The organism is Pseudotenacibaculum haliotis, from assembly GCF_042684245.1.
GTDB classification, from domain to species: Bacteria; Bacteroidota; Bacteroidia; order Flavobacteriales; family Flavobacteriaceae; genus Polaribacter; species Polaribacter haliotis_A.
In genome coordinates this window covers 948,259-960,882 of record NZ_JBHULH010000001.1, presented here as the reverse complement: position 1 = coordinate 960,882, position 12,624 = coordinate 948,259, and the positions used below count along the sequence as shown (strand labels likewise).

Here is a 12,624-nt window from a genome sequence, read left to right as displayed (position 1 = left end):
TGAACATTAATTTTTAAGAAATAATAGGTTAATAGACGTGAGGTTAATTTGCGTCAGAATTAATTAAAACAACTATAAAAAATAATTAAAATGAAAAAACACTTTTTTACATTAATGATGGCCGTAGCTACATTAACGTTTATTGTTTCGTGTAGTGATAAGGACGACTCTCCTGTTGCTACTTGTTCCGATGGAATTCAAAATGGAGACGAAACAGGAGTAGACTGTGGAGGTTCTTGTACTCCATGTGTTGTAACTACATTACAAGGAGATGTTACTGATAATGTAGTTTTAGACTCTAGCGTTGAGTATGAGTTAACTGGTGCTTATGTAATTAGAGACGGAGGAAGCCTAACAATTCCTGCTGGAACAACTATCAAGGCAACCGGAGGAACTAGTGCTTACATTGCTGTAGCTCAAGGAGGTCAGATTTTTGTAAATGGTACATCTTCAAACCCGGTTGTAATGACTTCAGGGTCTGCAAACCCTGCTGCTGCAGACTGGGGAGGATTAGTGCTATGTGGGAAAGCACCAACAAACGTTGGAGCAACTGCTACATCAGAAGTAGCTGATTTAACTTACGGAGGTAACGTAGCAAACGACAACTCAGGATCTATCAGATACTTAAGATTAGAATATACAGGAGCAACTTTTAATAGCTCAAAAGAATTTAACGGATTATCATTATTCGGAGTAGGTTCAGGAACTACTGTAGAGTATGTTCAATCTTTTGAAGGAGGAGACGACGGAATTGAGTTCTTTGGAGGAACAGTAAACGGAAAATACTTAGTATCTACAAACTCAGGAGACGATTCAATTGACTTCGCAGACGGATGGGCTGGAACTGGTCAATGGTGGTATATCTCTGGAGGTGCTAAAGCAGGAATCGAAGGATCTAACAACGGAGATAACGGAAACGCAACTCCTGTAACAAATGCTACAATCAGTGATGTTACTGTGGTAGGACCTGTAACAGAAGGAGCTTTATTCTATAAAGAAGGAGGAGGAAACTTCACTATCGATAACTTCTACATTGCTGGAACTGATTTAGGAGTTAAAGTAAAAGATACAGATGCAGAAGCTGGAGTAAGAATTGAGAACGGAGATTTAGTAATGACTGATGTTCAGTTTGCCGATAATGCTTCAGGATTTGCTCAAACAGATTATACAGGAGCTAACCAAAACTTCATTCAACAAGGTGTTGCTACAGGAGCTGGTAACGGAGCTGCTGCTCCTAACTGGACTGCTGGTTGGACAAGAGGTTTAAGCAACAGTGGAGTTGCTACAGAAACTTTAGCAGGAGAAATCACTGGAAGCGTTACCTTAAGTGCAAGCATCGAATATGAGTTAACAAGTTCTTTAGTTGTAAAAGACGGAGGAAGCTTAACAATCCCTGCAGGAACAACAATTAAAGCTACTGGAGGAACTAGTGCTTACATTGCTGTAGCTCAAGGAGGTCAAATCTTTGTTAACGGTGAAGCTAACAATCCGGTTGTAATGACTTCAGGATCTGCAAATCCTGCTGCTGCAGACTGGGGAGGATTAGTAGTATGTGGTAAAGCACCAACAAATGTAGGTTCGGTTGCTACTTCTGAAGTTGCTGACTTAATTTATGGAGGTAACGTAGCAGACGACAACTCAGGATCTATCAGATACTTAAGATTAGAATATACAGGAGCTACTTTTAATAGTTCAAAAGAATTTAACGGATTATCATTATTCGGAGTAGGTTCAGGAACTACTGTAGAGTACGTTCAATCTTTTGAAGGAGGAGACGACGGAATCGAGTTTTTCGGAGGTACAGTAAACGGAAGATACTTAGTATCTACAAACTCAGGAGACGATTCAATCGACTTTGCAGATGGATGGGCTGGAACAGGTGAGTACTGGTATATCTCAGGAGGTGCTAAAGCAGGTATCGAAGGATCTAACAACGGAGATAACGGAAATGCTACTCCTGTAACAAATGCTACATTAAGAAACATCACTGTAGTTGGACCAGTAACAGAAGGAGCTTTATTCTTCAAAGAAGGAGGAGGAAACTTCAATATTGATAACTTCTTTGTAGAAGGAGTAGACTTAGGAGTTAAAGTAAAAAGTAGTGATGCAGAAGCTGGTGTTAGAATTGAGAACGGAGATTTAGTAATGACTAACGTACAATTTTCTAACAGCTTAACAGGATTCCAAGTAACAGATTATGCTGGAGCTAACCAAAGCTTTGTAGGTCAAGGAACGGCTACAGGTGCTGGAAACGGAGCTGCTGCTCCAACTTGGACAAATGGATGGACAAGATTTAACTAAGAATCTTTATTAAGATTATATATAAGAAGCAGGCTGAATAGCCTGCTTTTTTTATGTAGTTAACTATAATTTAATCTGTTAAAAACGAAAAAAAAGTGAAGATATTTTATATCTTTAAACCATCTTTTTTAAACTTAACTTAAACATATGAAAAAAAATTACTTTTTAACACTCTTATTAACGCTGTGCTTGTCTGCTTTTTCTTTTGGGCAGATTATCATTACTGAGATAGCTGATCCAAATAACGATTTTTCAGCTAGATACGTAGAGCTTTATAATGTTAGTGGGTCTTCTGTGGATCTAACAGGTTGGAAATTAAGAAGATGGACGAATGGAAATACTGGTCCAACTACAAGTGCTGATGTGGATTTATCTCCTATTGGAAATTTAGCTTCAGGAGGATTTGTTCTTATCTCTAATAATGCAAGTAACTTTCAAACTGTTTATGGAATAACAGCTGATATCGATGCAGGAACTGGAGGTCCGGCAGATAGTAACGGAGATGACCAGATTGCGGTTCTTAACTCTTCAGATACCATAATTGATATCTTTGGAGTGCCAGGAGAAGATGGTAGTAATACTTGCCACGAATTTGAAGATGGACGTGCTGAAAGAAAAGGAACAGTTACTGCTTCGGTTGATACGTGGGACGAATCAGAATGGAATGTATGGTCTGATGGTTCAACTGCTTCTGGTTGTACTAGTCATACCAGTTCTTCGCCAAGAACAGCTCCGGCTGATTTTGATCCAGGAGCTTGGATTGGAACTTCTTCTGACCCAACATTATCTATTAGTGCTCCTTCTGCAAACCAGGTTTTTAACCCTGAAACGACAGAAGTGTCAGCTTCTCTAAGTATTTTAAACTTTACCCTTTCTGGAGATGCAGGAGGTGGAGTTTCTGATAATTCTGGAGACGGATATATCGCAACAACATTGCAAGAAACTGGACAATCAGACGTGAATAGTAACTACTTTACAGCTACTCCACCAGCAATTACAGTTGTAGCTGGAAGATCATATACACTTACAGCAGAATTGGTTGATAATAGTGGGAATTCTTTAACTCCGGCTGTAACAGCTAGTGTTTCTTTCTCTGTGGCATCTTATACTCAGGTGGCAGATATTGCAACCTTAAGAGCTGGGACAGAAGGAAATTACTATGAGTTAACAGGTCAAGCAACAATGACCTATGATGCAATGAACTCTAGAAATCAAAAATACATCCAAGATGGTACTGCTGCAATCTTAATTGATGATGCAGATGGTACTGTAACTACTTCTTACAATGTAGGAGATGGAATTACAGGAATTAGAGGGCAATTAAGCTCTTTTGGTGGAGTGTTACAAATTGTGCCACAAGTAGATCCGGGAGCTGCAACAGCAACTGGACTTCCAGTGACTCCTCAAGTAGTAACTATTGCAGATTTAGATGCAAACTTTAACGATTACGAGTCTGAGTGGATCACAATCAACGATGTAACCTTTAATGACGCAGATGGAACAGCTACGTTCTCATCTGGTACAAATTATGACATTACTGACGGAACAAACACATTGGTGTTTAGAACTCAGTTCTCAGGAGCAGATTTTATTGGATCAGTAATTCCTACTTCTAGTGCAAACATTACTGGAATAGCAGCTGAGTTCAACGGAACTTCTCAGATTTTTGCTACTTCTTCATCTAATATTGTATTAAGTGTACAAAGAAACGATATCGAAGGATATTCAGCATATCCTAACCCGGTAAGAGGAAATAGTTTTACAATAACTACCAATAGCATTGATAAGAAACAAGTTGTTTTATTCAATGTTTTAGGAAGAAAAGTATTCTCTCAAAGTTTCTCAGGAACAAGAAAAACAATGGATATTCCAAACCTAACACCTGGAGTATACGTGTTAAAAGTAACAGAAGGAGCTAAGATCGCTACTCAGAAATTAATTATTGAGTAAAGAGGTCTTTAAAAACATAAAGAAAAGCCCCAATTTTTGGGGCTTTTTTATTTTTAGTACTTTCACAAAAAAAGAAACCTAATGTGCCAAACGATTGATAAAATAGATTTTGCTACGTTTGAGTTTATAAAAAAAATGCAAAAATGAATTTGAAAGTTAATATAAAAGATGTGCTGTTTTTGGATATAGAAACAGTACCTCAAAAAGAAAGATGGGAAGAACTCACGGATGATATAAAGGAGTTGTACGCAAAGAAAACAGCCTATCAAAGAAAAGAAGAAGTAGAGCCGGAAGACTTCTACGAGAGAGCTGGTATTTGGGCTGAGTTTGGAAAAATCATCTGTATTTCTGTAGCGTATTATGCAGAAAAAGAAGAAAAAAGGACACTCCGTGTTACCTCGTTTTCAGGAGATGATGAGAAACAAGTTCTGCAAGATTTCAAAAACTTGTTGGAAACTCATTTTTACAAACCACAACACCTTTTGTGTGCACATAATGGGAAAGAGTTTGATTTTCCTTACATCGGAAGACGAATGATTATTCATCAAATAGAATTGCCTAAAAAGCTAAATCTCTTCGGGAAAAAACCGTGGGAAGTTCCTCACTTGGATACAATGGAATTGTGGAAATTTGGAGACTATAAACACTTTACATCATTACAATTGTTGACCTCTATTTTAGGAATACCTTCTCCTAAAGACGATATTGATGGAAGTGATGTAGCCAAAGTGTATTATGAAGAAAAAGACTTAGAGAGAATTGTAAACTACTGCGAAAAAGATACAATTTCTGTAGCGCAATTACTTCTGCGATTCAATAACGAGGAACTGATACAAGAAAGTGATATTGTAAAGGTTTAACCTTCGAGTTTCATAGATAATTCAAACCACCTTTCTTCTTTTTCTTCTAAAAGAGAAATAATCTCTTGAAGCTCTTTGGATTTTTCATTGACTTCCTCTTCTGTGATTCCATCTTTCATAAAGAAAGATTCAACAGTAGTTTTCTTGCGCTCTAATTTTTCGATGTCTTTCTCCAAAGCACCAAACTCTCTTTTTTCTAAATAACTAAGCTTAGACTTAGGAGAGCTTTCTTTTGTTGAAGTTGTTTTTGTAGTTTTTTGAATCGGTTCTTGAGGTTTAGAATCTTCATAGGTTCTGAAATCAGAATAGTTTCCGGGGAAATTCTCAACAATGCCTTCTCCTCTAAACACAAAAAGAGAGTCTACGATCTTATCCATAAAATAGCGATCGTGAGATACAACAATCAGGTTTCCCGGATAATCTAGTAGGAAGTTTTCTAATACATTTAGGGTAACAACATCTAAATCGTTGGTAGGCTCATCCAGAATTAAAAAATTAGGGTTTTGAATCAGTACAGTACATAAATACAAGCGCTTTCTTTCTCCACCACTTAACTTTTCTATAAAATCATATTGTTTTTTTCTGTCGAATAAGAATCGTTCTAATAATTGAGAAGCCGAAATTTTTCTCCCTTTGGTCAAAGGAATATATTCTCCAAACTCTTTGATAACCTCAATAACTTTTTGCCCTTCTTTTATTTGAATTCCTTTTTGAGTATAGTACCCAAACTTTACAGTCTCACCAACAACTACCTTTCCACCGTCAATAGCTTCTTTTTGAGTTAGAATGTTTAGGAAAGAAGATTTACCGGTTCCATTCTTTCCAATAATTCCGATTCGTTCTCCTTTTTTAAATACATACTCAAAATCATTCAAAATGATCTTGTCGCCAAAGGATTTCTTAAGATGATGAAGCTCTACGATCTTACTTCCCAATCGTTCCATGTTGATCTCTAGTTGAACCGCATGATCTTGTCTTCTTTTTTTAGCCTTTTGCTTGATCTCATAGAAATCATCTATTCTGGATTTGGATTTTGTAGTTCGAGCTTTGGGTTGCCTTCTCATCCAGTCCAGTTCCTTCTTGAAAAGGTTTTTGGCCTTCTCTGTTGAGCTGGTTTCCTGAGCAATTCGTTCTTCTTTCTTTTCTAAGAAGTAAGAATAATTGCCCTTGTACCTATATAAATTCCCTTGATCTAATTCTATGATTTCATTACAAACCCGTTCTAAGAAATAACGATCGTGGGTCACCATAAATAAGGTGATCTTTTCTCTCTTAAAAAAAGATTCCAACCATTCGATCATCTCAAGATCTAAGTGGTTGGTAGGCTCATCAAGAATAAGTAGATCCGGTTTGTTGATCAGAATGATGGCCAAAGCCAAACGCTTTTTTTGCCCACCTGACAAAGTAGATACTTTCTGATTGAGATCATCTAATTTAAGTTTGGACAGGATCAATCTGTATTGCGTTTCAAAATCCCAGGCATTGTGTTGCTCCATCAATTCAAAAGCTTTCTGATAGTTTTCAGCATCTTCTGTATTTTTAAGAGCCTCTTCATACTGCTTAATAATGGGAAGAATCTTATTTTCAGTAGCAAAGATGGTCTCTTGGATGCTAAGACTAGAATCAAAATTTTGCTCTTGAGATAAATAGGCGATATGAATTCCTTTTCGTTGAACAACTTGTCCGTTATCCGGAGTATCTTTTCCGGCAATGATATTTAGAACAGAAGTTTTTCCTGTTCCGTTTTTTGCTACAAAGGCAATCTTTTGATCTTTATTGATTCCGAAAGACAGGTCTTCAAATAAGACCCTTTCGCCATAGGCTTTTGAGATGTTTTCTACTGAAAGGAGATTCACAAATAAAATATTTTGACAAAGGAAATAAAAAAACCCGAGTTAAGACTCGGGTTAATCTTTAATTAAGATTAGGGGGGAAGTTCTTAATTAAATAAGCTAACTTTTATAATATGTATGAAAAACAATTACCGGATAAAAGTACAGTAGTCGAAATGACTATACAATACCATGATTTAGGGAAATTTACACATCCCTAAAAAGGGTGAACTTAGGTGTTAAAGGTAAAATTACAAATGCATAAAGTGTTGTAAAGAAAAACCCAAATCGAGTGATTTGGGTTTTCAAAATAATTAATTAAGATAAGGGGTAGGCTTCTTAATTAAAAACTTAATAACATGTATAAAAAGAACAATAACAATGTAAAAGTAGTTAGATAAGCAATCTTAGTCAATACCGTGATTTAGGGAAATTTTCGCCTCCCTAAAAAAGGGGAACACTATTTTTTGAGGAAAAAGAGCATACAGAACAGCGTATAAATAGAAAAACCCAAATCGGGTGATTTGGGTTTTCGAATAATTAATTAAGAAAGGGGGTAGGCTTCTTAATTAAAAACTTAATAACATGTATAAAAAGAACAATAACAATGTAAAAGTAATCAGATAAGCAATCCTAGTCAATACCGTGATTTAGGGAAATTTCAGCCTCCCCAAAAAGGGTGAGTCAAAAAAAGAGCCTGAAATGAATCAGGCTCTAATTATCTAACAACAATGAAGTTAACTATTGTTTAATAAATTTCTGAGTGAATGTTTCTTCTTCGTCTGAAAGCTCGATTAAGTAGATTCCGGATTTAAGAGTACTAACATTTATAGAGTTGTTCAACATTCTACCTGCCATAATTTGTTTTCCGTTCAAGTCAACTATTCTATAAGAAGAGTTTACATTGTATTGTGGATTTACGTGTAAAATGTTTGCAACTGGGTTTGGATATACAATTAAGTCATCGCTTACATTACTATTTCCAGATTGACTTGTGTTTACTCCTAACAGCTCAGTTGTGTCTACTCTAGAAGAGCTTCCAACTTTACCTGTTATGGTAACTTGGTCAATATAAATATGATCTGCATTCGCAGAAGCGTCACATTGGAAACGGAATCCTGAGTTCACAGCAAAGTTGTATTGACTTGCATCTAATGTGATTGTTGCTTCATAGAAATTATTGTTCTCAATACCAGAACCTCTAACCCAAGTGGCAACTGTAGTCCAACTAGATCCGTTGTAGAAACGCAACCAGAAGTCTTCTCCGTTTTCCATACTATATACGTAGAAGAAGAAGTTTACTTCGATTTGATCATAAGGACTAGCATCAATATTGTTTAAAGTCATAGAACTAGGAACTCCTGAATTATCTCTAATTCTGATAGAGTAACTACCTTCATAAGAACGACTTCCTGAATAGCGGAAAGCATCACTTCCACCATCTACCCAGCCATCCCAGCCAGACTCAAAGTAACTTTGATTTAAAATAGTGTCACTTACTGCACATGGAGCACAAGAAGATCCACCACAATCTACACCGGTTTCATCACCATTCTGAATTCCGTCAGAACACGTAGGTGTTGCAAGTGTTGTTACATTGGCAGTATTACTATCACCGGAAACATTTCCGGCAGCATCTTTAGCTCTTACCGTAAATGAATAAGAAGTACTCGCAGTAAGTCCGGTTGCTTGGTAGCTAGTTCCGGTTACACTTGCGATATTGGTTCCTCCTTGGTACACATCATATCCAGTAACTCCAACATTATCTGTAGAAGCAGTCCAAGATAGATCGGTAGTAGTTTCTGTAGTATTACTCGCAGTCAATCCTGTAGGATTGCTTGGAGCTTCAGTGTCAGGTCCGGCAGCAGCAATTACAACTGTATAATCTTCTACTTCACCATAGGTAAAGTTTCCGCAAGAAGAAGGAATTGCATTATAGCTCATAGAAACACGCATTCTGGTTGTTGTTTCCGTTGCGCCGGCAGGTATAGTAAAGCTTCCTGATACAGGCGTGGTTTGCGTAGCAGATTGTGTGAATACTTGTTCTCCTGCATCTGTAAAGTCACCATTTTTATTATAATCGATCCAAACAGAATATCCTTCAGAATATACTTGACCTGTCCATGTTGGAGTAATCGTAATTGTATACTGATTTCCTTTGGTTAAAGAAGTGGAGATTCCTGTAAAATCTGAATAGAATTGAGCTCCAGACGTATTATCAATTGTATTTAATTGAACTCTGCTGATATACTCGTCATTAGTATTGGTACTTTGTGAAGAACAATAAGTAATAGGAGTAGAATCAGTAGTAACATTAACAGTATTACTATCGCCAGAAACATTTCCGGCAGCATCTTTAGCTCTTACTGTAAATGTATAAGCAGTATTGGCAGAAAGCCCTGTAGCTTGGTAACTTGTTCCGGTTACACTAGCAATATTCGACCCTCCTTGATATACATCATATCCGGTAACCGCTACATTGTCTGTAGAAGCGTTCCAGTTAAGATCTACACTAGAATCAGTAACATTTGAACTAGCTAAACCTGTTGGTGCAGAAGGAGCAGTAGTATCAGGAGCAGCAGTCGTAGCATTAACGGTGTTACTTTGTGCTGAACTGTTTCCTGCAGCGTCTTTTGCAATTACATAGAAACTATAACTAGTATTTGCAGTTAATCCAGTAGCTTGGTAGCTAGTGTTTGTTGAATTTCCAATTAGACTTCCGTTTCTGTATACATCATATCCTGTTACGCCAACATTATCTGTAGATGCGGTCCAGTTAAGATCAATTGTGTTTTCAGTAATATTTGAAGCAGCTAAACTACTTGGTGCAGTTGGAGCTTCTGTATCTGGAGTACTAGTAGCGGTAAATTGCCCGGTGAAAACTCCTCTACCATAAGTAGAAGCAATAATTTGATTGTTATTGTCATCACCATTTACAGCCCAGTAATCAAAAGCAGTAACACTTACATCGCTCATTCCATTGTAGGATTGAGTCCAATTTGGACTAGCATCATTAAAGTTTTCAGTAGCCCAAACTCCTAATTGAGTAGCTAAGATCGCTTCGTTTCTATTTAATGGGTTTTGTAATACGTCTCTTACTGGAATGTCAGGTAAATCACCTTCTTTATTCGACCATGTCGAACCTCCATTTGAAGAGTACCATACGCTAGTTACTCCATAGTTGTGGATAGTTACGATCAGATCATTGGCAGTCTCTCCATAACGAACCGAAGAAACAGATCCTACGAATGGAGTGTTAATGGTTGTAAATGTAGCACTGTTGTTGCTTACGCTAGTTAAACGCACCATTCCTCCGTTAGCCATACCTACATACCAAGTATTGCTGGCAAAAGGAGAGGCTCTAAAAGCAGTTGGTTTAGCATTTAACGCTGCGTTAGTAAAAGTACCACTACTATTAGCAGCTACATTGATACTTCTAATAGAATAACTAGACCCTGAAGAGTTGTTGGTTAATAATCTGTTGGCGTCACTGTCATAATCCATTTGGTTTACAAAATCTCCTGTAGTTTGGCTACTAGATAGTGTAGTGGCTCCACCTTGTCTTCTTCCTAGTCCATTCCATGGTAAGCTAAATCTGTAAATAACATTGTTTACAAAGGTTGCAATAGCATACTGTCCATCTTTATCAATAAAAGTATAGAATCCGTCACCATCACTTAACTCCTCAGAAGAGTTAATTCCAGGAGATGTGTTCCCATCTCTGAAAGCTTGTGTACCATTATCTTGAGCTCCGGCAGAGAAAATACCATTTGTGTCTCCCGATCCGTCTGGCCCGATACCGGCTTTTACGAATTGTGTTACGTTATAGTTATTATTTCTAGCTCCAATTACATTAGAGTTTTGAGCTGTAGACAAACTAGAAGCATAATAGATACCACCGTCTGTTCCAAAAATTGCTTGATTAGAATTTCCTGGACGGAAAGTCATCGCATGTTGATCGGCATGAACCAATGAACAGCTTAATCCTGCTAAATTGTTGTTGTTTGACCACTTTGAGATCTGTCCCCAAGAGCTTCCTCCATTAGAAGAACGGAACAAATCGATTCCTCCAACATAAAGAATATTATCGTTGTTTGGGTCTGCTTCAATCATTAGATCATAAAAAGCCTGCCCACGACAGAAGTCATTAGAAGGAATTCCTGTGTCTGCATCATTTGGTAATGATTTTGAGGTAATACTGGCAAATCCATTGGTGGTTTCATAAATATGAACAGGAGAAGAAGATCCTTGAGTTAATGCATATATTTTATCTGCATTAGAAGCAGAAGGTTCCAATTCTACTCTGTTAGAATCTGTCAAAGGAGAAGCTCCTGCTTCTGTCCAAGTGCTACCATTGGTTGTGCTATACACTCTACCACCACCAACACCAAATCCGTTGTTAATAGTACCTAACCATAATTTATTGTCGGCCCCGATTTCAAAATCATTCGGAATGTAATAGTAGGTTTTTCCACTTTGAACATTACTCATGTTAGAAGACTCAATTCTAGACCAAGAAGCCCCATCATCAGTAGAACGGTAGATTCCGGCAGTTTGAAGGCCAAGCCAGTTATTTGGGTTGCCGGCATCTCCATAAACATGAGCACCAACACCTACAAAGATTTCAGTATTTCCGTTATTATTCCAAGCAATTACGTCGTTTACATAAAAGATACCTGATAAGAATAAGTTAGTAGCACTAAATTCAAATGTAGCGTCTCCGGCTGCAGGGATGTTTACAGATGTCCAAGTAGTACCTCCATCGGTAGTTTTGTACACTCCGGTACCAACTACATCTCCGGCGGTATACTGCTCCCCTGTACCTGCATACCAAACATTAGAGTTATTAGGATCTACGGTAATAGAAGTTACAGAAAGGTTTCCTGGAACACCAGTAACTCTTGTCCACTGAGAAGAGCTGCTAGTAATATTTGTATTTTTCCAAAGCCCACCACTAACACCTCCTGCATAAACAGTATTGTTATTGCTGTCATTTGGATCAAACAACATAGCCCTGGTTCTACCACCAACATTATTAGGACCTCTTTCTTCCCATGCATTAGAAGAGTGCCCTGGGTTACGACCATTTAATCTGTCTTGTAGAAGTCTTTCTCTTAATAAGGTGATATTTCCGTCACTCAATTTTCCGGTAGCAGGATTAATAGTGAGTTCCCACATTTGCTCAAAGTACTTATTGGGAGGCAGTCCTTTAAGCTTTCTTTCCTTCTTGCTCCACTTCAAAGACTCTTTGAAGGGACTATTTTTCATGTATTCACTATGAATTTTCCTTTTTTCAGCAATTTTTTGAGATTCATATTTGTCAATCACTCTCGTAGTGACAATAGATGCTAATGCAACAACGGCAATACCACCTATTATGAATCTAACTTTACGTCGGTTCATAATAAAATTGATTTAAGTTAGTTGAATAAAAATTTTCGTTGTGAACTAAGGGGGAGGGGAGTAAAAACATCAACTTAGTTCAAGTTGTTGAGGGAGAGGGTAGAGTTAAGTCATAAAATTTGAGGTTTAGGTTAGTTTTGTGTATTCTTTAATAAAAAGAGTTAGTATTTACGTTTAAAATGTTAAAATATCTTAAAAGAATATAAAATTCGCTTCAAATGTATGTAAATGATGAAAATAACGCAATACCTGAAAATGGTGAAATTAAGTATCCCCTA

5 protein-coding genes are annotated in these 12,624 nt (G+C 37.3%); 3 read left to right on the top strand and 2 right to left on the bottom strand.

Annotation, left to right across the window (positions count from 1 at the left end; all coding sequences use genetic code 11):
• Positions 1–90 precede the first annotated feature (90 nt).
• From ACFSRZ_RS04600 to ACFSRZ_RS04590, 3 genes are all read left to right on the top strand, one after another.
• Positions 91–2,301, top strand: a complete 2,211-nt coding sequence (locus tag ACFSRZ_RS04600; RefSeq protein ID WP_379665345.1) for a hypothetical protein — start codon at positions 91–93, stop codon at positions 2,299–2,301.
• A 147-nt stretch (positions 2,302–2,448) separates the two neighbouring features.
• Positions 2,449–4,251, top strand: a complete 1,803-nt coding sequence (locus ACFSRZ_RS04595; RefSeq protein WP_379665344.1) for a DUF5689 domain-containing protein — start codon at positions 2,449–2,451, stop codon at positions 4,249–4,251.
• A gap of 143 nt (positions 4,252–4,394) precedes the next feature.
• Positions 4,395–5,111, top strand: a complete 717-nt coding sequence (locus ACFSRZ_RS04590; RefSeq protein WP_379665343.1) for a 3'-5' exonuclease — start codon at positions 4,395–4,397, stop codon at positions 5,109–5,111.
• Here ACFSRZ_RS04590 and ACFSRZ_RS04585 read toward each other — a convergent pair.
• Together ACFSRZ_RS04585 and ACFSRZ_RS04580 are read right to left on the bottom strand one after the other, a co-directional pair.
• On the bottom strand, positions 5,108–6,967 hold the full coding sequence (locus ACFSRZ_RS04585; RefSeq protein WP_379665342.1) for an ABC-F family ATP-binding cassette domain-containing protein: 1,860 nt from the start codon (positions 6,965–6,967) through the stop codon (positions 5,108–5,110). The two genes, ACFSRZ_RS04590 and ACFSRZ_RS04585, sit on opposite strands and share 4 nt — an antisense overlap.
• Before the next feature lie 717 nt (positions 6,968–7,684).
• On the bottom strand, positions 7,685–12,346 hold the full coding sequence (locus tag ACFSRZ_RS04580) for a fibronectin type III domain-containing protein (RefSeq protein WP_379665341.1): 4,662 nt from the start codon (positions 12,344–12,346) through the stop codon (positions 7,685–7,687).
• Between the last annotated feature and the right edge of the window lie 278 nt (positions 12,347–12,624).

What these genes read in the sequence shown, in the direction of transcription:
- ACFSRZ_RS04600 (WP_379665345.1), top strand. Translation starts at nt 91, where the DNA reads ATGAAAAAACACTTTTTTACATTAATGATGGCCGTAGCTACATTAACG.
- ACFSRZ_RS04595 (WP_379665344.1), top strand. Translation starts at nt 2,449, where the DNA reads ATGAAAAAAAATTACTTTTTAACACTCTTATTAACGCTGTGCTTGTCT.
- ACFSRZ_RS04590 (WP_379665343.1), top strand. Translation starts at nt 4,395, where the DNA reads ATGAATTTGAAAGTTAATATAAAAGATGTGCTGTTTTTGGATATAGAA.
- ACFSRZ_RS04580 (WP_379665341.1), bottom strand. Translation starts at nt 12,346, where the DNA reads ATGAACCGACGTAAAGTTAGATTCATAATAGGTGGTATTGCCGTTGTT.